The following is a 23,690-nucleotide window of genomic DNA, read 5'->3' as shown; positions in this document are numbered from 1 at the left end:
GCGAGCTTGCTCGCGATGGCGCCCGAACAGGCGCTACACAATTATTTGAATCGCCGCTCCACACCTTTCTCCACAAGAATCTTCGCCGAGATTTCTTCAACGGAAAAATGCGTGGAGTTGATGTGAGGAATGTTCTCGCGGCGAAACAGGTTTTCCACCTCGCGCACTTCGAACTCGCATTGTGCGTAGCTCGAATAGCGGCTGTTGGGCTTGCGCTCGTTGCGGATGGCCGTAAGACGGTCTGGATCGATGGTCAGGCCAAACAGCTTGTGCTGGTGCGAACGCAGGGCGCTTGGCAGGGTCAGGCGCTCCATGTCGTCTTCGGTCAGCGGGTAGTTGGCGGCGCGAATGCCGAATTGCATGGCCATGTACAGGCAGGTGGGCGTTTTGCCGCAGCGTGACACGCCCACCAGGATCAGGTCGGCCTTGTCGTAATAGTGCGTACGGGCGCCATCGTCGTTGTCGAGGGCGAAGTTAACGGCCTCGATGCGTTCCATGTAATTGGAGTTGGTGCCGATGGAATGGGACTTGCCGACGGTGTAGGAAGAATGCTCTGTCAGTTCCTGTTCAAGCGGTGCCAGGAAGGTCGAGAAAATGTCGATCATGAAACCATTGGACGTTGCGAGAATCTCACGGATGTCCTGATTGACGATGGTGTCGAAGATGATCGGCCGGAAGCCGTCGGTTTCGGCGGCCTTGTTGATTTGTTGTACCATGGCCCGCGCTTTGTCCGCGCTGTCGATGTACGGGCGGGTGAATTTGCTGAAGGTAATGTTTTCGAACTGTGCCAGGAGGCTTTGACCCAAGGTTTCGGCGGTGATGCCGGTGCCATCGGAGATAAAGAAAGCAGATCGTTTCATTTGCACCTTGGCCCTTAAGCTAGTAGCGAAAACTGGATATGATAGGCGCGATTTGCCGGCCGCCAATGGCCCGCATTCTCACTTATTTTCCAGGTCCAGGCCATATAGCTGGCAAATGCTCCATTTAGAGCGCCGGTTTTGAGCTTTTCCAACACAGTTAGTGGAGAGATCACCTTGGTAGAGTACGTAGTTTCCCTCGATAAGCTCGGCAAACACGATGTTGAGCATGTGGGGGGCAAGAACGCATCCCTGGGCGAGATGATCAGTAACCTCGCAGGTGCCGGTGTATCGGTACCCGGTGGCTTCGCCACGACCGCCCAGGCTTATCGTGATTTCCTGGAATTGAGCGGCCTGAACCAGCAGATTCATGACGCCCTCGATGCCCTGGACGTCGACGACGTGAATGCCCTGGCCAAGACCGGCGCACAAATCCGCCAATGGATCATGGAAGCTGAGTTCCCCGAGAAACTGAACACCGAGATCCGCACCGCATTCGCCGCGCTGTCGGCCGGCAACCCTGACGTCGCTGTGGCCGTGCGCTCTTCCGCCACCGCGGAAGACTTGCCGGACGCTTCCTTCGCAGGTCAGCAGGAAACCTTCCTGAACATCCGTGGTGTCGAGAACGTCATTCGTGCCGCCAAGGAAGTGTTCGCTTCCCTGTTCAATGACCGTGCTATTTCCTACCGCGTGCACCAGGGCTTTGACCATAAACTGGTCGCCCTGTCGGCTGGCGTGCAGCGCATGGTCCGCTCCGAAACCGGCACCGCCGGCGTGATGTTCACCCTCGATACCGAGTCGGGCTTCCGTGACGTGGTGTTCATCACCGGCGCCTACGGCCTGGGTGAAACTGTCGTACAAGGCGCGGTGAACCCGGATGAGTTCTACGTCCACAAGGACACCCTGACCGCGGGTCGCCCGGCGATCCTGCGCCGCAACCTGGGCAGCAAGGCCATCAAGATGATCTACGGCGACGAGGCCAAGGCCGGTCGTTCGGTCAAGACCGTCGATGTCGACAAGGCCGATCGCGCGCGTTTCTGCCTGACCGACGCTGAAGTCAGCGAGCTGGCCAAGCAAGCGATGATCATCGAGAAGCACTACCAGTGCCCGATGGACATCGAGTGGGCCAAGGACGGTGACGACGGCAAGCTGTACATCGTGCAAGCCCGTCCGGAAACCGTGAAGAGCCGCACCCAGGCCAACGTCATGGAACGTTACCTGTTGAAGGAAACCGGCACTGTGCTGGTCGAAGGTCGCGCCATTGGCCAGCGCATCGGCGCCGGCAAGGTCCGCATCATCAAGGACGTGTCCGAGATGGACAAGGTCCAGGTCGGTGACGTACTGGTTTCTGACATGACCGACCCGGACTGGGAACCGGTCATGAAGCGCGCCAGCGCCATCGTCACCAACCGTGGCGGCCGTACCTGCCACGCGGCGATCATCGCCCGTGAGCTGGGCATTCCGGCCGTGGTCGGTTGCGGCAACGCCACCGAACTGTTGAAAGAAGGCCAGGGCGTCACCGTTTCCTGCGCCGAAGGCGACACCGGCTATATCTTCGAAGGCCAATTGGGCTTCGACATCAAGAAAAACTCCGTCGACGCCATGCCGGACCTACCGTTCAAGATCATGATGAACGTCGGCAACCCGGATCGCGCCTTTGACTTCGCGCAGTTGCCGAACGCCGGTGTGGGCCTGGCCCGCCTGGAGTTCATCATCAACCGCATGATCGGCGTCCACCCCAAGGCGCTGCTGAACTATGACGGCCTGCCACAGGACATCAAGGACAGCGTCGACAAGCGCATTGCCGGCTACAACGACCCGGTCGGCTTCTACGTCGAGAAACTGGTCGAGGGCATCAGCACACTGGCTGCCGCGTTCTGGCCAAAAAAGGTCATCGTGCGCCTGTCGGACTTCAAGTCCAACGAATACGCCAACCTGATCGGCGGCAAGCTGTACGAGCCGGAAGAAGAAAACCCGATGCTGGGCTTCCGTGGCGCTTCGCGTTACATCAGCGAATCGTTCCGTGACTGCTTCGAGCTCGAATGCCGCGCACTCAAACGCGTGCGCAACGAGATGGGCCTGACCAACGTCGAAATCATGGTGCCGTTCGTCCGCACCCTGGGCGAAGCGAGCCAAGTGGTGGACCTGCTGGCCGAGAAAGGCCTGGTCCGTGGCGAAAACGGCCTGCGCGTCATCATGATGTGCGAGTTGCCGTCCAACGCGATCCTGGCCGAAGAGTTCCTTGAGTACTTCGACGGCTTCTCCATTGGTTCCAACGACCTGACCCAGCTCACCCTGGGACTGGACCGGGACTCCGGGATCATCGCGCACCTGTTCGACGAGCGTAACCCTGCGGTCAAGAAGCTGCTGGCCAACGCCATTGCCGCTTGCAACAAGGCCGGCAAATACATCGGCATCTGCGGCCAGGGCCCTTCGGACCACCCTGACCTGGCCAAATGGCTGATGGAACAGGGCATCGAGAGTGTCTCGCTGAACCCGGACTCCGTACTGGAAACCTGGTTCTTCCTGGCGGAAGGTCAAGCTTCGGCCTGACAAGCAACCCTGTACCTGTAGGAGCGAGCACGCTCGCGATGGACTCAAAAACACCGCGGGGCACCTGATGCCCCGCGTCATCGTTGGCGACCATCGCGAGCGTGCTCGCTCCTACAGATATCCAGATTCAATCAGGGCGGGCATCCACGGATGCCGCCCTTTTTTGTGCAAGAGCATCATGCAAAGCAGCAGCAATCTATTTCCTGTCGCCCTGATCAGCGCCGAACGGCGCGGTGATCTGAGCGAAGATGTCTATCGTTTGAAACCCGGCAACAGCCCCGACAGTACGGTCGAGTTGGCGGTCACGCGTCTGGGCATGGCTGACGAGTCGGTCGCGCGCGGTGTGCCGGTGATCCTGTTGCACGGCAGTTTTTCCAATCGCCGCTTCTGGTTCTCGCCCAAGGGTGTGGGGCTTGGGGCTCACCTGGCGCGTTTGGGGTTCGACGTGTGGGTCGCGGAAATGCGTGGCCATGGCTTGTCCCAGCGTAATCAGGACTACCGCAAGAACCGCGTCGCCGATTACGCCCGGTACGATCTGCCGGCCATTGGCGCGTTCGTGCGCGAGCAGAGCGGCCAGGTCCCGCACTGGATCGGTCACTCCCTGGGGGGCATTACTCTGGCGGCGGCACTGGGGGGCGAATACATCGGTGAGCCGGTCGTGGCCTCGGCGGCGTTCTTTGGCACGCAAGTGAGCCGCACTTACTGGCCGCTGAAGATCCCGCCGGTGGAGTGGGGTGGGCGCTTCATTCTCAAACGTTTCGCCCAGCTGTCCGGTTCACGGCTCAAACGCGGCCCAGAGGACGAGCCCATTGGCCTGGCGCTGGAAAGCATGCGCTGGTACGGCTTGTTCGGGCGCTTTGGTGATCGTGACAAGGATTGGTGGGCCGGTTTGGCCAACGTGCAATTGCCAGTGCTGGCCGTGAGTGCGGCGGGCGATCACCAGGACCCGGAATGGGCGTGCCGCAAGCTGTTCGATCAGTTTGGGTCGGCGCAAAAGCAATTCATAAACCTGGGCCGCGAACAGGGTTTCGGCGGCAACTTCGGGCATGTGGAGATGCTCGTCAGCAAGGCGGCGCAGGCTGAGGTCTGGCCGTTGGTGGTGCGCTGGTTGAACGATCAACAGACGCCATTGTTGGGTGAAAAGCCGGATCTGGCGACGGCGGTCTGAGCCAGATGCTCTATTATGGGCATTTCGCTCTGCATGGCTTGCGGCTAAGATATGACGCATTGCGCTTTTTCGGTCACTTTGCGACATCCTCGATTGTCTTCCTTTTTTCAGGAGTTTCTCGATGAATCATTACCTTACGCCTGACCTGTGCGACGCCTATCCGGAGCTGGTGCAGGTGCTGGAACCGATGTTTAGCAACTTCGGTGGCCGTGACTCTTTTGGCGGCGAAATCGTGACCATCAAGTGTTTCGAAGACAACTCGCTGGTCAAGGAGCAAGTCGAGCTCAAGGGCAATGGGAAGGTGCTGGTGGTCGATGGCGGCGGGTCCCTGCGTCGCGCCTTGCTGGGTGACATGCTGGCGGAGAAAGCGGCAAAAAACGGTTGGGAAGGGCTGGTCATCTACGGTTGCATTCGTGACGTCGATGTCATCGCGCAAACCGATCTGGGCGTCCAGGCCCTGGCCAGCCACCCGATGAAAACCGACAAGCGCGGTATCGGCGACCTCAATGTTGCAGTGACCTTCGCCGGTGTCACCTTCCACCCGGGCCACTACATTTATGCGGACAACAACGGTGTGATCATTTCGCCAAGTCCGCTCAAAATGCCTGAGTAAGCTTTAGCCGACCTTGAGAATGGAGTACGGATGTTCGAGGAAGACAACGCGCAGTGGGGGCTGGTACATGCCCTGGTGCTGGATGGCAAAGGCGGTGCGCGTTCGATTGCCCGGACTGAGCTCGACGATTTGCAGTTGCAGGCGCATGAAAGCCTGTGGCTGCACTGGGATCGCAGCCACCCGCAAACCCAGACCTGGTTGCGTAAATCCAGCGGCCTGAGTGAGTTCAATTGTGATCTTCTGCTGGAAGAGAACACCCGACCGCGTCTTCTACAGCTAACTGACAGCGAGCTGCTGCTATTTTTGCGTGGGGTGAACCTCAATCCAGGTGCCGAGCCCGAAGACATGGTCTCGGTGCGGATCTTTGGTTCGGCGCGGCGGGTGATTTCCCTGCGGTTGCGGCCGCTGCGTGCTACTGATGAACTGTTGGTGCAGCTGGCGGATGGCAAGGGTCCGAAAACCACTTCTGAACTCATCCTTTATATGGCTCAGAACCTCACCAACAAAGTGCAGGATCTGGTCAGTTGCCTCTCGGAAGTGGTCGATGAGGAAGAAGAAAAACTGGATGCCGACGAACGGTATACACCGGAGCATGGCTCCATTTTGCAGATCCGTCGCAGGGCGGCCGGGCTCAAGCGTTTTCTGGCGCCGCAACGGGATATTTTTGGTCAACTGACACGGATAAAATTGCCCTGGTTCGTTGAGGACGATGGCGATTACTGGAACGAACTGAACAACAGCCTGACCCGTTATCTCGAAGAGCTGGAATTGACGCGAGAGCGCGTGGGGCTGGTCCTGGAGGCTGAAGACCGGCGTTTGAGCGTGCGCATGAACCGCACGATGTATCGCTTCGGGATCATCACCGGGATCTTTTTGCCGATGAGTTTTCTCACCGGTCTGCTGGGTATCAACGTGGGTGGCATTCCGTTTTCTGCCAGCCCCTACGGCTTCATGATTGCCTGTTTGTTGATGGTGTTGGTGGCGTTCGGCCAGTGGTGGTTATTCAGACGTTTGCGTTGGGTCTGACAATGCGCCATGTGACCTGTGCAAAATTGACCGCGTCTTTCACAGACATCACGAGAGGTGCGTATGCACGATCCGTTTGAACAGTCTTTGCGCGACATGCTGAACGCTTCACCGTCCACCCGTGACGACGATGCGTGCCTGGGCCGCGTCCTCAAAACCGCCAATCGCCAGGTCGGTGCCGGCGATCTGTTCAGTCTGCTGGGCCGCTGGCTGCCCGCGTTGATGATCGCCTTGAATAACGGATCGGCCCACGTCTCGCCGGTTTCCCGTCTGCATAAATCTACTGCCCGCACTGCTGATAAGGCTGATTGAATATGGAACTTGATCTCTGGACACAGAGCCTCGTCACTGCAATGACTGCGTTATGGACCAAGGTTGCAAACTTCATCCCGAACCTTTTCGGCGCATTGGTTGTGCTGCTGCTGGGTTTCGTCGTGGCGAAACTTCTGGACACTTTGCTGTCGAAGTTGCTCGCCAAGCTGGGCCTCGATCGCCTGATGGGCGGCACAGGCCTCACTAAGTTGATGTCCCGGGCCGGCCTGCAAGTGCCGATCTCAACCCTTATCGGCAAGATCGTCTATTGGTTCGTTCTGCTGATTTTCCTGGTTTCTGCAGCAGAATCCCTTGGGCTTGAGCGAGTTTCAGCTACGCTGGATATGTTGGCGCTGTATCTGCCGAAAGTTTTTGGCGCCGCGCTGGTGTTGCTGGTGGGTGTGTTGCTCGCGCAATTGGCCAATGGGCTGGTGCGCGGTGCTGCGGAAGGGGTAGGTCTGGATTACGCATCAGGCCTGGGGCGAATCGCCCAAGGCCTGGTCATTATCATCAGTATTTCGGTGGCGATCAGCCAGTTGGAGGTCAAGACTGACCTCCTGAACCATGTGATTGTCATCGTTTTGATTACCGTTGGTCTGGCGGTTGCGCTGGCCATGGGGTTGGGAAGCCGGGAAATTGCCGGTCAGATTCTTGCGGGAATCTATGTGCGTGAGTTGTATCAAGTTGGGCAACAAGTGCGTGTTGGCGAGGTCGAAGGCCAGATCGAGGAGATCGGCACGGTTAAAACCACATTGCTGACCGATGAGGGTGAGCTAGTCTCTCTCTCCAATCGGATTCTCCTGGAGCAGCATGTGAGTAGCCGCTAACCCGGCAAACCCTGCTAATGTATGCCGCCGCAAAATGCCCTGAAGGGCTGCGGTGGACATTGACCTGACTGTCGGCCTGACTTGTTTTGAATAACGCTCAACCGCTCTCCACGCGCTATGACCCCCGCGAGCTCTCTGATGAGGAGTTGGTCGCGCGCTCGCATACCGAGCTGTTTCACGTAACGCGCGCCTACGAAGAGTTGATGCGGCGTTACCAGCGAACATTATTTAACGTCTGTGCACGATATCTTGGGAACGATCGCGACGCAGACGATGTCTGTCAGGAAGTGATGTTGAAGGTGCTGTATGGGTTGAAGAATTTCGAGGGGAAATCGAAATTCAAGACATGGCTGTACAGCATCACGTACAACGAATGCATCACTCAGTATCGAAAGGAACGGCGAAAGCGTCGCTTGATGGACGCGTTGAGCCTGGACCCCCTCGAGGAAGCGTCTGAAGAAAAGACGCCTAAACCCGAGGAAAAGGGTGGGCTTGATCGCTGGTTGGTGCATGTGAACCCGATTGACCGGGAAATTCTGGTGCTACGATTTGTCGCAGAGCTGGAGTTTCAGGAGATCGCAGACATCATGCATATGGGCTTGAGTGCAACAAAAATGCGTTACAAACGTGCTCTAGATAAATTGCGTGAGAAATTTGCAGGTATTGCTGAAACTTAGTTCGGCGCAAATTATCTCTTACGTGTAGGCAAGTTCTGATAGAATTGCCGCCGAGTTGTCCCCCGGTTTGTGGGACTGATTCACTATCACCAGATGGGGATTTAACGGATGAAACTGAAAAACACCTTGGGCTTGGCCATTGGTTCTTTGATTGCGGCCACTTCGGTCGGCGCATTGGCACAGGGCCAAGGCGCAGTTGAAATCGAAGGTTTCGCGAAGAAAGAGTACTACGACAGCCAGCGCGACTTCAAAAACGACGGCAACCTCTTCGGTGGTTCGGTTGGTTACTTCCTGACCGACGACGTTGAACTGCGTCTGGGCTACGACGAAGTGCACAACGTGCGTAGCGATTCTGGTAAGAACATCAAGGGCTCCAACACTGCCCTGGACGCTCTGTACCACTTCAACAACCCAGGCGACATGCTGCGTCCGTACGTCTCCGCTGGTTTCTCGGACCAAAGCATCGGCCAGAACGATCGCGGTGGTCGTGACGGCTCCACCTTCGCCAACGTTGGCGGCGGTGCCAAGCTGTACTTCACTGACAACTTCTACGCCCGTGCTGGCGTTGAAGCTCAGTACAACATCGACAAGGGCGACACCGAGTGGGCTCCTAGCGTCGGTATCGGTGTGAACTTCGGTGGCGGCTCCAAGCCTGCTGCTGCTCCAGTTCCAGCACCTGCTGAAGTCTGCTCCGACAGCGACAACGATGGCGTGTGCGACAACGTCGACAAGTGCCCGGACACCCCAGCCAACGTTACCGTTGACGCTGATGGCTGCCCAGCAGTTGCTGAAGTCGTACGTGTTGAGCTGGACGTGAAATTCGACTTCGACAAGTCGGTCGTCAAGCCAAACAGCTACGGCGACATCAAGAACCTGGCTGACTTCATGAAGCAGTACCCAGCCACCACCACTACTGTTGAAGGTCACACTGACTCCGTCGGTCCTGACGCTTACAACCAGAAACTGTCCGAGCGTCGTGCAAACGCCGTTAAGCAAGTTCTGACCAACCAGTACGGTGTTGAGTCGTCCCGCGTTCAGTCCGTCGGCTACGGCGAATCCCGCCCAGTTGCTGACAACGCCACTGAAGCTGGTCGCGCTGTTAACCGTCGCGTAGAAGCGCAGGTTGAAGCTCAAGCTAAGTAATTAGCTCGCAGCTTGAAAAAAGCCCGGCTTAGGCCGGGCTTTTTTTTGCCTGTGATTTGACCACGTCCCCCCATTATCGCGTCATTCGTTTTTTGTAGGAGCGGGCTTGCCCGCGATGGTCGGCAACGATGATGCTGGCTGTCCAAATGCCCGCGGTGCCTGGGCCTCCATCGCGAGCATGCTCGCTCCTACAGGGAACGCGTTTTCTTGTGGGCGCGGGCTTGCTCGCGATGGTCGTCAACGATGACGTGGGCTGTCCAAATGCCCGCGGTGCCTGGGCCTCCATCGCGAGCATGCTCGCTCCTACAGGGAACGCGTTTTCTTGTGGGCGCGGGCTTGCTCGCGATGGTCGTCAACGATGACGTGGGTTGTCTGAGTGCCCGCGGTGCCTGGGCGTTCATCGCGAGCAAGGCTCGCTCCTACAGGGGAACGCGTTTTCTTGTGGGCGCGGGCTGGCCCGCGATGGTCGTCAACGATGACGTGGGTTGTCTGAGTGCCCGCGGTGCCTGGGCGTTCATCGCGAGCAAGGCTCGCTCCTACAGGGGAACGCGTTTTCTTGTAGGAGCGGGCTTGCCCGCGATGGTCGTCAACGATGACGCTGGCTGTCTGAATGCCCGCGGTGCCTGGGCGTTCATCGCGAGCAAGGCTCGCTCCTACAGGGGAAGGCGTTTTCTTGTGGGAGCGGGCTTGCCCGCGAAGGTCGTCAACGATGACGCCGGTTGTCTGAATGCCCGCAGTGCCTGGGTCTCCATCGCGAGCAAGGCTCGCTCCTACAGGACGGCGGTGACTGTCTGGATTTCTGCGCTGCAGGTATTGGCGATGCCGGCCACTGCACCGATGACCAGGATCGCCGGGCTTTTCAGTTCGAAGTCGCGGGCGTCTTCTTCCATGCGACTCAGATCGCTACGACATTCGCGCTGGTGGGGCAGGGAAGCGTTTTCGATCATCGCCACCGGTGTATCGGCCATCATCCCCCCGAGCAGCAGTTGCTCACGGATTTCGCTCAGTTTCGCCACGCCCATGTACACCACCAGGGTCGTGCCGCCCTGAGCCAGTGCCTTCCAGTTCAGGCTGCTGCCATCCTGGGTGTGGGCGGTCACCAGTGTCACGCCGCGGGCCACGCCTCGCAGGGTCAACGGGATGTCACACTGTGTCGCGCCTGCCAGCCCGGCTGTAATGCCATTCACCAAGTCGACTTCGACCCCACGCTCACGCAGCCACTGCGCCTCTTCGCCACCCCGGCCGAAAATGCACGGGTCGCCACCCTTGAGACGGACCACGCATTTACCCTGGCGGGCATAGCGCAGCATCAGTCGGTGGATGAAGGCCTGGGGCGTGGAGCGACAACCGCCACGTTTGCCCACGGGAATGATCCGTGCGCCCGGGCAATGTTCGAGCACCGCCTCGTTGACCAGGTCGTCGATCATCACCACATCCGCTTCGTTCAGTGCCCGAACAGCCTTGAGGGTCAACAATTCCGGGTCACCAGGACCTGCACCCACCAGCCAGACTTTCGCGTTCATAGTGTTTTCCTCACGAGGTGACGGCGACCGGCTGCGCAGTGGCCGCCAGCAAACGCTTGATTTCCGGGACGCAGGAACCGCATTGCGTGCCGCAACCCAGTTCCTGTTTCAAACCTTGCAGATCCAGGCCGCGGCGAATACCGGCGCAGACCGCGCCCTGGCTGACGTTTTTGCAGTTGCACAGTGTTTTGCTGCCGGCACTCGGTGTGCTGACGTTGCCAGGCGGTGCGCTCAGCGGTGCGAGCAGCCAGCGCCGTAACTGTTCGTCGACGCGGCCTTGCAGCCACAAATCTTGCAACCAGTGCTGGGCGAGGGTTTCGCCCGCCAGGCGAATCGCGGTGATACGACCGGCGTCGATGCGCACGCGTTTGCCGATGGAGCGCCGTGGATCGTCGTAGGCCAGCACCGGACCCTCGTCCAGACCCAGGCAGCGGTCGATGTCGCGCAGCAATTGCGTATCCGGCGGGGTGGCGTTGGCTGCGCGTATCAGCAGGGCAGGACGATCCCGCCCGGTCAGGCTGAGGCTGACGTAGGAAAACGCCTCACACAGCGGTCGTAGCGTCTCAAAATGGCGTTGAACATCGCCTTCGACCAAGGCGAAGAACGTCCACGGCAGGTTGACCGGGTCAAGCCGTACGCCGGTGTGTTTGAGTTCCGGTTGCTTCGACAACGGGTCGAACGCTGGTTGGGTAATGCCGTTGACGCCACCCTTGAGAAAGCGATCCCCCCAGTGCATGGGCAAGAACGCCTGGCCGGGGCGCACGCTGTCGTCGCCACCGACGGCGACGATGACTGCACCGCGACGGCTTTTCAGGCTGACCAGTTCACCGGCTTGCAGCCCATGGCGTTGAAGATCATCGGGATGCAGGCTCAACACGGCTTCACTGACATGCCCGAACAGTTGCGCGGCGGTGCCGGTGCGGCTCATGCCGTGCCATTGATCGCGCAGGCGCCCGGTGATCAGCGTCAGCGGGTAGTCGCTGTCGCGTTGCTCCCTGGCGGCGCAATAGGAATCGGCAATAAACCGCGCGCGGCCATTGGCGGTGGGGAATATCCCATCGGTGTACAGGCGTGTCGTACCCGCCGTTGCGCCGGCGGGGAAAGGCCACTGTTGCGGCCCGAGGCGGTCGATCAGGTCGTGGCTGATGCCGGACAGATCCAGATCCCGTCCACGGGTCAGTTGTTTGTACTCATCGAACAACTGCGCGGGCGATTCGAAGGCGAACAGGCTCGGTTGTCCCGGACGCAAATGTTTCTCCAGGCGTTGCGCAAAGTCCACGGTGATCGCCCAGTCGGAGCGCGCTTCACCCGGTGCGACAACGGCGCGGCGAACGTGGGAAATCCGCCGTTCCGAATTGGTCACCGAGCCTTCCTTCTCACCCCAGCTGGCGGCGGGTAACAACAGGTCGGCGAACCTGGCGGTTTCGGTGGTGTGAAAGGCTTCCTGCAACACCACGAACGGGCAGGCCTCCAGGGCTTCGCGCACGGCGTTCTGGTCCGGCATCGATTGCGCCGGGTTGGTGCAGGCGATCCACAGCGCCTTGATGGTGCCATTGCGCACTTGCTCGAACAGTTCGATGGCTGGCAAGCCGGTACTGTCCGGCAGTTGATCCACGCCCCAGTACGCTGCCACTTCGGCGCGATGCTCTGCATTGGCCGCTTCGCGATGGCCCGGCAGCAAGTTCGACAGACTGCCGGTTTCGCGGCCGCCCATGGCATTCGGCTGGCCGGTCAGGGAGAAAGGCCCGGCACCGGGACGACCGATTTGCCCGGTGGCCAGGTGCAGGTTGATCAGCGCACTGTTTTTCGCGCTGCCGGAGGTCGACTGGTTCAGGCCCATGCACCACAACGACAGGAAGCTCGGCGAGGTGCCGATCCAGCGGGCGCATTGCTGCAGTTGTTCGATATCGATCCCGCACAGCTGCGAGACCATCGGCGGGGTGTAGTCGCGCACCAGATCCTTGAGTTCGGCCAGGCCTTCGGTGTGCGCCTCGATGAAGTCGCGGTCAATCCAGCCTTCCCACAGCAGCAGGTACAAAATCCCATGGAACAAGGCGACATCGGTGCCCGGCAGAATCGCCAGGTGCAAGTCGGCCAGGTCACAGCTGTCCGTGCGACGAGGGTCGATGACGATGACTTTCATCTCAGGCCGACGGGATTTGGCCTCTTCCAGGCGGCGAAACAGTACCGGATGGGCGTAGGCCATGTTGCTGCCGACGATCATCACGCAGTCGCTCGACTCGAGGTCCTCGTAGCTGCACGGCGGGGCATCGGCACCCAGGCTGCGCTTGTAGCCGACCACCGCCGATGACATACACAGCCGCGAATTGCTGTCGATGTTGTTGGTGCCGACCAGCGCCCGCGCCAGTTTGTTGAAGCTGTAGTAATCCTCGGTCAGCAGTTGCCCGGAGATGTAGAACGCCACGCTGTCCGGGCCATGTTCGGCAATGGTGCTGGCGAACACGCTGGCGGCGTGATCGAGGGCACTGTCCCAATCGGTGCGGCTGCGGGCCTGGCCCTTGCCCAGGCGCAGTTGTGGATACAACGCACGCGCCGCGAGGTCGCCCGTCAGGTGCAGGGTCGAGCCTTTGCTGCACAGTTTGCCCAGGTTGGCCGGGTGCGCCGGATCGCCGCTGACGCCGAGGATGCGCTCGCCGTCGTGCTCGATCAGCACGCCGCAGCCGACGCCGCAGTAGCAGCAGGTGGAGGCCGTGATCTGGCGGTTCATCAGCTGGCTTCCCGCAAGTCATGCTGCATGGAATCGGCCAATTGAAGGGCGCCGAACATCAGCCGATCACGAATCTCGGCGATGTCGAGGTTCTGCCGAATCTGCTGGAAATATTCCCCGCCATCCACGGTGTCGCCGTACAGGCAGGCGCCGACCAGCACGTCGTCCTTGATCACCAGTTTCTTGTAGATGCCGCTGATCGGATCGCTGAGGGTGATGGTTTCGGTGCCTTCGCCGCCCATGAAGTCGCCCGCGGAAAACAGGTCGATACCGGTGACTTTCAGTTTGGTCGACGTCACCGAGCCCTTGTAGGTGGCGAACCCCAGGCGAGCGAGGTGATTGGCGCAGACCTTGGCCTGTTCGAACAGTGGCGCGACCAGGCCATAGGCGGTGCCACGGTGACTGGCGCATTCGCCGATCGCATACACCCGCGGGTCGTAGGTTTGCATCGTGTCGTTGACCAGGATGCCTCGGTGGCAGGGCAGCCCGGCTTTTTCCGCCAGTTCGGTCGCCGGACGAATGCCAGCCGCCATCACCACCAGGTCGGCGGGGATCGTATCGCCGTTGTGGAATTCCACTGAGCCGACCCGGCCGTTGCCCGCATCGTGCAGCGCTTTGGTGTGTTCACACAGACGAAAATGCAGGCCACGCGCCTCCAGCGCGCTTTGCAGCATGCGACCGCTGACGCTGTCCAGTTGCCGCTCCAGCAGCCACTCGCCGTTATGCACCACTGTGACGTGCATGCCGCGCAGCATCAGACCGTTGGCCGCCTCCAGACCGAGGAGCCCGCCACCGATCACCACGGCGTGGCGGTGGGTTTTTGCGGTGTCGATCATCAAACGGGTGTCGGCGATGTCGCGGTAGCCGATGACACCGTGCAGGGTGTTGCCGGCTATAGGCAGGATGAAAGGGGTCGAGCCGGTGGCAATCAGCAGGCGGTCGTATTCGGCTTCGGTGCCGTCCTCGGCGATGACCCGGCGTTTGATCCGGTCTATCTGCACCACTTTGCGATTGAGCAGCAGCTTGATGCCGTTGTCCTGATACCAGTTCAGGTCGTTGAGCACGATGTCTTCGAAGGACTGCTCGCCCGCCAGTACTGGCGATAGCAGGATGCGGTTGTAGTTGGCATGGGGCTCAGCGCCGAAGACGGTGATGTCGTACAGCTCGTTACTCAGCTTGAGCAACTCTTCGAGGGTACGAACGCCGGCCATGCCGTTGCCGATCATCACCAGTTTGAGTTTTTTCATCAGCTTCTCCAGCGTGTTCGACAAATGGCGCGCAAACAAAAAAGGCATCCCCGCTGGTTATCCAGCGAGGACGCCTTTGTCCTGATCCCGTTCTCTCGGGAAGCCCAGCCGTCATCGTTGAAGGCTGGTCTTTATGTTTGAAGGGAGAGGTAATGCAGCGGTTGTGCCAAGTTGGCGGGCGCCCGTATTTGTTGGGGCGGGGCATTGGTCTGGAAGGCAGGGGTGCACCGAATCGAAGCGGGTTGCCCACAAATGGAGCGGGTATTCAGCAGGTTTTGTGGTGAATGTTGCTCGCGATGGCCGCGACTCGGTTCAGCTGTGAAACAACAAAACCAGCAGCACCAGATTCCCCAACAGCGACACCAACCCCAGCGTGCGCCACACCTTCAGCGGTTCACGCTCCAGCAGCGGTCGAGGTCGCACACTCAGGCTGCGCCGTTCGCCCTGTTCCAGCACCAGCAGCCATTCTTCCGCCGTCTCGAAGCGCTGGCCGGGATCGGCGGCCACCGCACGCTCCAGGCTTTGTGCAATCCACTCCGGCAAGTCCGGCCGATAGCGACTGGCGCTGACCGGCGCGCCGAATCGTGGGCGCTGGAAGGCTTCGATTTCGCCGTAGGGAAAATGTCCGGTGAGCAGGAAATACAGGGTCACACCGACCGCATACAGATCCTGTTGCGCAGTGGGCGGGTCGCCGCGAAAGGCTTCCGGGGCGATATAACTCGGCGTGCCGGGCAACGTCGAGGGCTGATCTTCCGACAGGCCGGGGCAGTAGGCGAGGCCGAAATCCAGCAGGCGCAATTCGCCATCGTCCCCCAGCAGCAGGTTTTCCGGTTTGATGTCGCGGTGCAGGATCTGCCGACGATGCAGCATGCCGACCGCCCGCAGCAGGCGCTCCGCCAGGTCCAGCCATTGCCCCAGCGCCATCGTGATGTTGTGTTGCGCCAGTTGCGCCAGGGTCGAGCCGGCGTACTCGCGCATCGCGTAGTACAGGTGCTGACGTTGGCCGCCGGCATGCACTTCGGGGAAATGTCGCCCGGCGACCCGCTTGAGGAACCACTCCTCTGAGAGCAGTGCCTGCCCGGCAAGATGATCGTCGCGCAGGGCTCCGGGCAAGGTTTTCAACAGCCAGGGTTGTTGCTGGGCGTCGTGTACGCGATACAACAGCGATTGCTGGCTGTGTCCGACGATCCCCTGGACCTGCCAGCCCTCGAAAGACTGGCCCGGCTTCAGTGCGGGCGGAAGGGGCCATTGCTGCAAGTGAATCAACGCGTCGCCGATGCTGGTTTCGCCCAGGGCGTCGACCCGGACCAGCAGTGCACTGGCATTGTCCTGACTGCCGGCCAGGTGCGCGGCGTTGACCAGGGTTTGCGCGGCGCTGTGCAGGTCCGGTTGATCGCGCAGGATCGCCGCAATGGCGGTATCACCCAACACGGCCCAGATGCCGTCGCTCAGTAGCACGAAACTCTCGTCGACACGCAACTCGCCGTCGAGAAAATCCAGCACCAGGTGTTGATCCAGGCCCAAGGCACGCTTGAGCACATGCTGCATGCCTGGCTGGTCCCAGACATGGTCTTCGCTGATGCGTTGCAACTGGTCGGCATGCCAGCGATAAACCCTGCAGTCACCGACATGGGCCAACGTGAAGCGTCGACCGCGCATGACCAACGCGCTCACCGTGGTCAGCAGCGGTTGCCCGCCACCGTTGGCCTGCAACCAGCGATTCTGTGCCAGCAGCAGGCGGTCCAACGCTTGGGCGACACCCCAGGTTTCCGGGGTGGCGTAATAGTCCAGGGCCAGCGCCTGCAAGGTCGAGCGGGCGGCGAGCCCGCCATCGGCGCACTGGCTGACGCCGTCGGCGATGGCGAACAGGTAGCCCTTGCTCGCCGCCAGTGCCGGCGCCGGTGTGACCAGGCGCAGGGCGTCCTGGTTTTCTTCGCGGGGACCCGTGGCGCTGGCTTCGGCGAAACTCAGTTGCAGGCTCATTCAGCCCTCACACCCGCGCGGCGGTGACGGCAGCCGAGCCCCAGGTGGTTCTCCAGCGACGCTTGACCGCGTGCAGGCCGAACCAGGCGAGCACGCCCAGGCTGGCGAATAACCACAAGGCCAGTTGGTAGCTGCCGGTGCTCTGCTTGATTGCACCCATCCCGGCCGCAAGGGCGAAACCGCCGATGCCACCGGCCATGCCGATCAAGCCGGTCATCACGCCGATCTCGCGACGGAAACGCTGTGGCACCAGTTGGAACACGGCGCCATTACCCGCACCCAAACCGAGCATGGTGCACACGAAAAGCGCCAGTGCCGCGTAGGAACTGGGCAGGTTGAAGCCCACGGCCGCGATGCAGATGGCTGCGACGGTGTACATGCCCAGCAGGGTGCGAATGCCGCCAAAGCGGTCGGCCAATGCACCGCCCAACGGACGCATCAGGCTGCCGCCAAACACGCAGGCGGCGGTGTAGTAACCGGCAGTCACCGGGCTCAGGCCGTATTGATCGTTAAAGTAGCCGGGCAGCGCGCTGGCCAGGCCAATGAAGCCGCCGAAGGTCACACAGTAGAAGAACATGAACCACCAGCTGTCACGGTCGCCCAGGGCCTTGAAGTAGTCGGCCATCGACTTGGCTTTGGGCCGTTCCGGGGCGTTTTTCGCCAGGCAGGCAAACACGATCAGGGTCAACACCAGTGGGATCACCGCGAAGCCGAACACGTTGCTCCAGCCAAACGCGGCCGCCAGCACCGGGGCGATCAACGCCGCCAGTACGGTGCCCGAGTTACCGGCCCCGGCGATGCCCATGGCCTTGCCCTGGTGCTGCGGCGGATACCACTGTGACGCCAGCGGCAGTGCCACGGCGAAAGAGGCGCCGGCCATGCCGAGGAACAGACCCAGCACCAGCGCCTGCTCGTAGCTGTGGATCCCGAGTTTCCAGGCGCCGAACAGGGCGCAGATGACGATGACCTGGCCGATGATCCCGGCAGTTTTGGGGGACAGGCGATCGGCGAGCATGCCCATGATGAAGCGCAGCACGGCGCCAGCCAGGATCGGCGTGGCCACGACCATGCCGCGTTGTTGAGTGGTCAGGTGCAGGTCGCCGGCGATTTGCACGGCCAAGGGTCCGAGCAGGTACCAGACCATGAAGCTCAGGTCGAAATAGAGGAAGGCCGCGAACAGGGTCGGGGTATGGCCGGATTTCCAAAAGCTTGAATTCATCGCGCACCTCAGCTGTGAGTCGTCTTGAGAAGGAGTCATGAGCTTGCAGGTGGGGGGCCGCAACGGCCGCTCCACCGGCCCCGAGCTGTGGGGCCAAAACAAAAAAAACGCCGCCACCTGATGGGCCATGGGCCTATCGGGTGAGCGACGTCTTTGTCGTAGGTGGGGCAACCGCCGTTGGTTACCTGTGGAGGAATGCTTAGCCAGATCTGTGCCAACAGGTGAGACCGTGTGACGGCCAATCGCGAGCAAGCCCGCTCCCACAAAGGATTGCGGTCCCTGTAGGAGCGAGCTTGCTCGCGATGGCGTCCTTCAACCCAACAGTTCACTCATGGCAATGATCTGCTCCGCCACCTGAATCAACTTCTGCTGCCGGCTCATCGCCTGGCGACGCATCAGGGTGTAGGCCTCTTCCTCGTTGCAGTCTTTCATCTTCATCAGCAGCCCCTTGGCCAGCTCGATGCGCTTGCGCTCGGCCAGTTGCAGGTCGCGTGCATGGAGCTGGGCGCGCAGGGCCTGGTCGCTTTCGAAGCGGGCCATGGCGACGTCGAGAATGGGTTGCAAGCGTTGTGCGTGGATGCCTTCGACGATGTAGGCACTGACCCCGGACTTGATCGCCTGGCGCATCACATCAGGGTCATGTTCGTCGGTGAACATCACGATCGGGCGTGGCTGGTCGCGGCTGACCAGCACCACTTGCTCCATCACATCGCGGCTCGGTGACTCGGTATCGATCAGGATCACGTCCGGACGCACCGTTTCGACGCGGGCAGGCAGGTCGATGGTCAGGCCGGATTCGTCGATCACTTCGAAGCCGGCTTCGGTCAGCGCCGCTTTGAGCCGGCCGACTTTTTTCGCGGTGTCATTGATCAGCAGGATACGCAACATGTTCGCAGTCTCCTGTCAGCGGCTGGCGAGTAGGGGTGAGCTGTCGCTCATGGCGTGCAGCTTGAAACTGCGGGCATAACCGGCCGGGTCCGAGCCGTCCCAGGTCTTGCCATCAATCAATTGGCTGCTGCGCATTTCCCGGCTCGACGAGGGGATGCCGACGGCGCTGGCGGCCGCTTTATACAAGTCCAATTGCTGCACCTGCCGGGCCACCGCGAGGTAGTCCGGATCGTCGCGCAGCAAACCCCAGCGCCGGAACTGAGTCATGAACCACATGCCATCCGACAGATACGGCAGGTTGACCTCCCCATCGTCGTGGAAACGCAGGGCGTGCGGGTCCTGCCATCGATTGCCGAGACCGTCGTCGTAATCGCCGAGCAACCGGGGCTCGATGCAATCGAGCGGCGCGTCCAGGTACTCAGGCGCGCTCAACAATTGCGCGGTGCTGCGGCGGTTTTCGGTGCTGTCTTCGATAAAACGGCTGGCTTGCAGGATTGCCATCACCAGCGCACGTGCGGTGTTGGGGTATTGCTCGATAAAGGCGCGCGTGCAGCCGAGGACTTTCTCCGGATGATCGGGCCAAATGGTCTGGGAGGTCGCCAGGGTGAAACCGAGGTTTTGTTTCACCGCGCTGGCGGCCCAGGGCTCGCCGACGCAGAAACCGTCGATACGCCCCGCTTGCAGGTGCGCAACCATTTGGGGCGGAGGCACCACCACACTGTCTACATCATGCAATGGATGAATGCCCTGGCTCGCCAGCCAGTAATACAACCACATGGCGTGGGTACCGGTGGGGAAGGTCTGGGCGAAGGTGAGCTTTGGGCGACTTTGGTGCACGTGGCGGTCCAGTGCTTCAGGACCGGTCACTCCCAGCGTTTGTAAACCGTGGGACAGGTTGATGCTCTGGCCGTTCTGGTTCAGGCCCATGAGCACCGCCATGTCGGTGGCCGCCACGCCGCCGATACCCAGGTGCACCGCGTAAACCAGGCCATACAGACTGTGGGCGGCATCCAGTTCGCCACTGACCAGTTTGTCCCGCAGGTTGGCCCATGATGACTGGCGCTTGAGGTTCAAGGTCAACCCGTAGGGCTGGGCGAAACCCTGCGTGGCCGCCACCACGACCGAGGCACAGTCGCTCAGGGCCATGAAACCGAGGTTGATTTCGGTCTTTTCCGGGGCATCGCTGCCATTGACCCAGGCCAACGGGCCGGCTGATGGTTCGTTCATTGCGTCTTCACCTTGCAAAAAAAAGCGTCGCCCCGCGTCCTCGCATGCGCAAGGCCGGGTGACGACGCCATTGTCCGTGCACTCATCCCGCCGTTGACATGAGTGCTGATACCCGGTGGGTGCAAGGCATATGCCAGAGCGGCTTTCATCAGGTTTTCATCAGGACTTGCAGGGCGCGGTCTTTCATCCTGCCGAACCTTGATCGCCAGGCTGAACAGAAAATGGGCGTGCACACTGAACCTCTTTGCCTCACACATCCTGCCCCTGGTCGCTGCGGCGAATGGGTGGTGCATTTGCGCATCAGCGAATCGGGCCTGTGTCTGGGGGGGCGTCACACTGTCGGCTGCCCGGCGGTTGGGAAGGGTTGGTCGCGGCCAGCGAGCCGTTGCACATGCACGGTGGCGGCGTGCAGGTGCTACCGCTGACGCCGGCATTGCTGGTGAAGTTGCAGGTGTTTCTCGACGTGAGCGACGTGCTGATCGACCCACAACCGCGCACCGGCACATGGGCGATGTTGCCAGTCGGGTTGGACACCGTGCGGTCGGAGCGTGGGTTGGAGCAGTGGTACATCGCCCAGGCCCTGGGTGGCGGTCCGGCTTTCCAGGCGTTTGCGCAGGTGCTGCGACATACCGAGAGTTACGGGCTCGTGCGATTCCTGCTGGAGCAGGGCACCCGCAGCGAAAAGCTCATCGAACTGGCACGGCGATACGGCGTGTCGGTGTCGCACTTTCGGCGCCTGTGCCGCCAGGCATTGGGCAGCGCGGCCAAACCTGCGTTGCGTGGCTGGCGCACGGGCAGGGCGCTGCTGAACATGAGCCTGCAAGACAATTCGCTGACAGATGTTGCGCTGGACCTGGGCTATGCCTCGTCTTCGCATTTCTCCCGGGAAATCCGCGAATTGGTGGGCTTCTCCCCCAGCAGCCTGTGCGACATCACGTATCTGCCGGGGAAGTGAGGCAATGAGCCATCGATTGATTTTCCTGTTGGCCATCTGTTTGCACAGCGCCTGGCTCCTGGCGCCACCCAGTGTGCAGGCCAGTGTCTACGAAGCGCGCGAGCAGAGTGTGCGCACCTTTTTCAGCGAGTTGTCCGGGCCGCTCGGCAAGCCGGTCGTCGTCAGCAAGAGCGCGGCGGCCAAGCGGATCTCGGGAACCTTCGATCTGCGCGAACCGCAGCAGGTCTTTGAGCGCGTCAGCAGGCAAATGGGACTGATCTGGTACAGCGAGGGCCAGGCCATTTACCTGTACGACGCCGGCGAATTCAAAAGCTCGATGATGGCACTGCAAACACTGACCGTGGCAAAACTGCAGGCGTTCCTCGAGCGCTCCGGGTTGTACGACCGGCGCTATCCGTTGCGCCACGACGGGCTGCGCACCTTCCATGTCTCCGGACCGCCGATGTACGTCGATCTGGTGATACAAGCGGCCGGGATGATGGACAACCAGCGCTCGGAGCTGATGCTGGGCAAGCAGCAGATCGGCGTGATCCAGGTGCGCAACACCTTCGTCGGCAACCGCCAATACGATCTGCGCGACGACAAGATCACGATCCCTGGCCTTGCGACGGTGATCGAAGACTTGCTGCGAGGCGAGCGCAATGGTGTCGAAGCGACCGTGGCGCAGGCCTCGGTGGAACCACCGGCACAGATGCCGACATTTCCGCTGGCTGGCCTGGCGAACACGCTTTCGGACCAGGACCCGTCTGCACCGCGCATCCTCACGCGAGACATGGCCGCCGGCAACATCCGGGTGGTGGCCTATCCCGACACCAACAGCCTGCTGGTCAAGGGACTGCCGGAGCAGGTGCGTTTCATCGAGAACCTGGTGACGGCGCTCGACACGCCCAAGCGCCACGTCGAGCTGTCGCTGTGGATCATCGACCTGCACAAGGACGAACTCAACCAATTGGGGATCAACTGGCAAGGAGCGGCGAAGGTGGGCGGGAAATTGGGCGTATCGCTCAATACCGGCTCGACCACCACCCTCAATGGCGCGTCATTCGTCGCGCGGATCCTGGCGCTGGAGCGTACCGACCGGGCGAATGTGGTATCGCGACCGATGATCCTGACGCAAGAAAACGTCCCGGCGATTTTCGACAACAATCGCACTTTTTATGCGCCGCTGGTGGGCGAGCGCAGCGTCGACCTGCAACACGTGACCTACGGCACGCTCGTGAATGTCTTGCCGCGCTTTGCCCAGACCGACGAAATTGAAATGTCGCTGACCATCGAGGACGGCAACCAGATCGACACCCCGACCCAAGGCGAGCAACCGAGCGCATTGCCGACGGTGGGTCGCACCCGCATCAGTACCGTGGCGCGGGTACCTCCGGGCAAGAGCCTGCTGGTGGGGGGCTTCACCCGGGATGACCACAGCGAGCAAATTGGCCGGATCCCGGTGCTCGGCTCGATTCCGTGGATCGGTCGGCTGTTCAGTTATCGGCAAAGTCGTTCAGCCAACACGGTGCGTGTGTTTCTGATTCAGCCCAGGGAAATTCGCGATGCGCTGGAGCCGCAGGTCAAAGAGCCCGCTGCGCAATTGCTGACCCCGCAACAGCACGAACGTGTAAGGCGAAGCTACCTGCGGGGGGACGACCGGTGATCCCGTCCCCGATTTCCAGCGGCGGGCGTGCAGCCCAGGCGCGGCTCAACAGCGAGAAGGCGGGTGAGTACCCACCGCCACAGGCCATCCAAAGTGAGGCCGACGACGTTGCGGTCACGCTAAGCCAGCGCCTGGTGCAGGCCAGTGATGAAATGTCCGCTGCGCTCACCCAGTTTTGGGTACGGCGACATTTCGAATTGAAGTCCGAGGGTGTGCCGGACAACTTTGAGCGGGTGCTGGAAGACGACGTTCTACCCAAAGTGCAGCAACTGCTCAGGCTGGCGCCGCTTGCCGACCCACCGGTTGCCGGGCTACTGAGTATGGCTCGCAAGCTGTTCGCCGATGACAGTGATCTGGTGTGGGTGTTGCGTGAGTTGTTGCGCCGCAAGGCGCTGGACACTCTCAGTCGGCAACGACTCGAAATCCTGTTGCAGGCGGTGGTCGCCCAGGCATGTCCCAAGCGCGTTAGCGCGGGGATCAACGCCGCACTCAAGGCCCGACTGTTCGGTGCCAGCATGTCCGTGCGGGCCGCATTGTTGCGAGAAACCTACCGGGATTTTCTCGAATCCGATGACGGACCGGTCGGCTGTTATCAGGACTGGATTGCGCTCTACGGATGGAGTCAACGCAGGCACGTGCTGGCCTTCATCGAGGTAGCGCTGCTCACCGACATCAGCGCCCAGGACCCGAGTTGTTCACGCCTGGAATTTGGCCAACTGCTGACCCGACTCATGGGGCTCAAGTGCCTGCGTTCAGCCGAAATGCTGTTTATCGATGGTGTGCTCGGCGATCCGGCGCTGTGCCGGCACAACGCGGACGAAGGCGACTGGCTGGTGTTCCTGCTCGGGCTGTTGACCTGTCCGGATGAACTCGACGCGTGGCTGTTCGGCGTCCTCGGTGAGTCGGTGCGCTTGAGTTCCCATCCTGAGCGGTCGGCGCTGCTGCAGACGGTACGACGCCTGAGCCTGCAATTGCCGTTGGCGTTGTTTGCCGACGAACAGGCACTGCAGCGTCTGGCACTGCAATTTGTGCATCTGGCCACCATTGCCTTCGGTCACGAAGGCCTGGCCTTGAGACGATCTGGTGGTGACGCGTGACC

At 60.9% G+C, this 23,690-nt stretch carries 18 protein-coding genes and 1 pseudogene; 11 read left to right on the top strand and 8 right to left on the bottom strand.

The genetic code is table 11. The features are described 5' to 3' along the window. Nucleotides 1–41: 41 nt before the first annotated feature. Nucleotides 42–860: a posphoenolpyruvate synthetase regulatory kinase/phosphorylase PpsR gene (ppsR, locus tag AB4N64_RS16480; RefSeq protein ID WP_460116970.1), complete on the bottom strand. Its 819-nt coding sequence runs from the start codon at nucleotides 858–860 to the stop codon at nucleotides 42–44. 174 nt (nucleotides 861–1,034) lie between these two features. Between ppsR and ppsA the strand changes: the two genes are divergently transcribed. The 8 genes from ppsA (at nucleotide 1,035) to AB4N64_RS16440 (ending at nucleotide 9,176) form a co-directional block, all read left to right on the top strand. Continuing rightward, nucleotides 1,035–3,410: a phosphoenolpyruvate synthase gene (gene ppsA, locus AB4N64_RS16475; RefSeq protein WP_460116969.1), complete on the top strand. Its 2,376-nt coding sequence runs from the start codon at nucleotides 1,035–1,037 to the stop codon at nucleotides 3,408–3,410. Between the two features lie 178 nt (nucleotides 3,411–3,588). Then, entirely contained in the window at nucleotides 3,589–4,578 is a 990-nt protein-coding gene (locus tag AB4N64_RS16470) for an alpha/beta fold hydrolase (protein ID WP_460116968.1), read from the top strand. Between the two features lie 121 nt (nucleotides 4,579–4,699). Beyond that, complete coding sequence (rraA, locus tag AB4N64_RS16465) at nucleotides 4,700–5,191, top strand: ribonuclease E activity regulator RraA (RefSeq protein WP_046027054.1); 492 nt, start codon at nucleotides 4,700–4,702, stop codon at nucleotides 5,189–5,191. 30 nt (nucleotides 5,192–5,221) lie between these two features. After that, nucleotides 5,222–6,217, top strand: a complete 996-nt coding sequence (locus AB4N64_RS16460) for a zinc transporter ZntB (RefSeq protein ID WP_460116967.1) — start codon at nucleotides 5,222–5,224, stop codon at nucleotides 6,215–6,217. 63 nt (nucleotides 6,218–6,280) lie between these two features. Further along, complete coding sequence (locus AB4N64_RS16455; protein WP_460116965.1) at nucleotides 6,281–6,529, top strand: CrfX protein; 249 nt, start codon at nucleotides 6,281–6,283, stop codon at nucleotides 6,527–6,529. A gap of 2 nt (nucleotides 6,530–6,531) precedes the next feature. Continuing rightward, entirely contained in the window at nucleotides 6,532–7,356 is an 825-nt protein-coding gene (locus AB4N64_RS16450) for a mechanosensitive ion channel family protein (RefSeq protein ID WP_007916401.1), read from the top strand. A gap of 86 nt (nucleotides 7,357–7,442) precedes the next feature. Then, nucleotides 7,443–8,033, top strand: a complete 591-nt coding sequence (gene sigX, locus AB4N64_RS16445; RefSeq protein WP_460116964.1) for an RNA polymerase sigma factor SigX — start codon at nucleotides 7,443–7,445, stop codon at nucleotides 8,031–8,033. A gap of 108 nt (nucleotides 8,034–8,141) precedes the next feature. Then, nucleotides 8,142–9,176, top strand: a complete 1,035-nt coding sequence (locus tag AB4N64_RS16440) for an OmpA family protein (RefSeq protein ID WP_460116963.1) — start codon at nucleotides 8,142–8,144, stop codon at nucleotides 9,174–9,176. Between the two features lie 770 nt (nucleotides 9,177–9,946). On the opposite strand, the gene cobA is transcribed toward AB4N64_RS16440, so the two are convergent. The 7 genes and pseudogenes from cobA to AB4N64_RS16405 all read right to left on the bottom strand — a co-directional run bounded on the left by cobA (nucleotide 9,947) and on the right by AB4N64_RS16405 (nucleotide 19,991). After that, a complete protein-coding gene (gene cobA / locus AB4N64_RS16435; RefSeq protein ID WP_460116962.1) occupies nucleotides 9,947–10,699 on the bottom strand; it encodes a uroporphyrinogen-III C-methyltransferase in 753 nt (250 codons plus the stop codon). A gap of 10 nt (nucleotides 10,700–10,709) precedes the next feature. After that, nucleotides 10,710–13,427, bottom strand: a complete 2,718-nt coding sequence (locus AB4N64_RS16430) for a nitrate reductase (RefSeq protein ID WP_460116961.1) — start codon at nucleotides 13,425–13,427, stop codon at nucleotides 10,710–10,712. A gap of 32 nt (nucleotides 13,428–13,459) precedes the next feature. Beyond that, nucleotides 13,460–14,674 (bottom strand): annotated as a pseudogene (locus AB4N64_RS16425) (NAD(P)/FAD-dependent oxidoreductase); the annotation flags it as partial. Between the two features lie 312 nt (nucleotides 14,675–14,986). After that, nucleotides 14,987–16,657 carry a protein kinase domain-containing protein gene (locus AB4N64_RS16420; protein WP_460116960.1) on the bottom strand — a complete coding sequence of 557 codons (1,671 nt, stop codon included), beginning with the start codon at nucleotides 16,655–16,657 and terminating at the stop codon, nucleotides 14,987–14,989. 7 nt (nucleotides 16,658–16,664) lie between these two features. Further along, nucleotides 16,665–17,876, bottom strand: a complete 1,212-nt coding sequence (locus AB4N64_RS16415; protein ID WP_460116959.1) for a nitrate/nitrite transporter — start codon at nucleotides 17,874–17,876, stop codon at nucleotides 16,665–16,667. A gap of 312 nt (nucleotides 17,877–18,188) precedes the next feature. Then, on the bottom strand, nucleotides 18,189–18,764 hold the full coding sequence (locus tag AB4N64_RS16410) for an ANTAR domain-containing response regulator (RefSeq protein WP_084318725.1): 576 nt from the start codon (nucleotides 18,762–18,764) through the stop codon (nucleotides 18,189–18,191). A gap of 15 nt (nucleotides 18,765–18,779) precedes the next feature. Further along, nucleotides 18,780–19,991 carry a CmpA/NrtA family ABC transporter substrate-binding protein gene (locus AB4N64_RS16405; protein ID WP_460116958.1) on the bottom strand — a complete coding sequence of 404 codons (1,212 nt, stop codon included), beginning with the start codon at nucleotides 19,989–19,991 and terminating at the stop codon, nucleotides 18,780–18,782. Nucleotides 19,992–20,355: 364 nt separating this feature from the next. Between AB4N64_RS16405 and AB4N64_RS16400 the strand changes: the two genes are divergently transcribed. The 3 genes from AB4N64_RS16400 to sctW are packed head-to-tail and all read left to right on the top strand — an operon-like array spanning nucleotide 20,356 to nucleotide 23,688. Beyond that, nucleotides 20,356–20,946: a helix-turn-helix domain-containing protein gene (locus tag AB4N64_RS16400; protein ID WP_460116957.1), complete on the top strand. Its 591-nt coding sequence runs from the start codon at nucleotides 20,356–20,358 to the stop codon at nucleotides 20,944–20,946. Between the two features lie 4 nt (nucleotides 20,947–20,950). Next, entirely contained in the window at nucleotides 20,951–22,591 is a 1,641-nt protein-coding gene (gene sctC, locus AB4N64_RS16395) for a type III secretion system outer membrane ring subunit SctC (RefSeq protein ID WP_460116956.1), read from the top strand. Beyond that, nucleotides 22,588–23,688 (top strand): type III secretion system gatekeeper subunit SctW, encoded by a 1,101-nt coding sequence (gene sctW, locus AB4N64_RS16390; protein WP_460116955.1) that lies wholly within the window; start codon nucleotides 22,588–22,590, stop codon nucleotides 23,686–23,688. Before sctC ends, sctW begins: the two co-directional genes overlap by 4 nt. Nucleotides 23,689–23,690: the final 2 nt, after the last annotated feature.

It is taken from the genome of Pseudomonas sp. S2_C03 (assembly GCF_054668405.1).
The sequence above is the reverse complement of the archived record's forward strand: the minus strand, read 5'-3'. Positions and strand labels throughout refer to the sequence as shown.

Coding starts and splice junctions, on each gene's coding strand:
- AB4N64_RS16405 (WP_460116958.1), bottom strand. CDS start 19,991: ATGAACGAACCATCAGCCGGCCCGTTGGCCTGGGTCAATGGCAGCGAT.
- AB4N64_RS16420 (WP_460116960.1), bottom strand. CDS start 16,657: ATGAGCCTGCAACTGAGTTTCGCCGAAGCCAGCGCCACGGGTCCCCGC.
- AB4N64_RS16460 (WP_460116967.1), top strand. CDS start 5,222: ATGTTCGAGGAAGACAACGCGCAGTGGGGGCTGGTACATGCCCTGGTG.
- sctC (WP_460116956.1), top strand. CDS start 20,951: ATGAGCCATCGATTGATTTTCCTGTTGGCCATCTGTTTGCACAGCGCC.
- AB4N64_RS16415 (WP_460116959.1), bottom strand. CDS start 17,876: ATGAATTCAAGCTTTTGGAAATCCGGCCATACCCCGACCCTGTTCGCG.
- AB4N64_RS16410 (WP_084318725.1), bottom strand. CDS start 18,764: ATGTTGCGTATCCTGCTGATCAATGACACCGCGAAAAAAGTCGGCCGG.
- cobA (WP_460116962.1), bottom strand. CDS start 10,699: ATGAACGCGAAAGTCTGGCTGGTGGGTGCAGGTCCTGGTGACCCGGAA.
- AB4N64_RS16440 (WP_460116963.1), top strand. CDS start 8,142: ATGAAACTGAAAAACACCTTGGGCTTGGCCATTGGTTCTTTGATTGCG.
- AB4N64_RS16455 (WP_460116965.1), top strand. CDS start 6,281: ATGCACGATCCGTTTGAACAGTCTTTGCGCGACATGCTGAACGCTTCA.
- ppsR (WP_460116970.1), bottom strand. CDS start 860: ATGAAACGATCTGCTTTCTTTATCTCCGATGGCACCGGCATCACCGCC.
- AB4N64_RS16430 (WP_460116961.1), bottom strand. CDS start 13,427: ATGAACCGCCAGATCACGGCCTCCACCTGCTGCTACTGCGGCGTCGGC.
- AB4N64_RS16470 (WP_460116968.1), top strand. CDS start 3,589: ATGCAAAGCAGCAGCAATCTATTTCCTGTCGCCCTGATCAGCGCCGAA.
- AB4N64_RS16450 (WP_007916401.1), top strand. CDS start 6,532: ATGGAACTTGATCTCTGGACACAGAGCCTCGTCACTGCAATGACTGCG.
- rraA (WP_046027054.1), top strand. CDS start 4,700: ATGAATCATTACCTTACGCCTGACCTGTGCGACGCCTATCCGGAGCTG.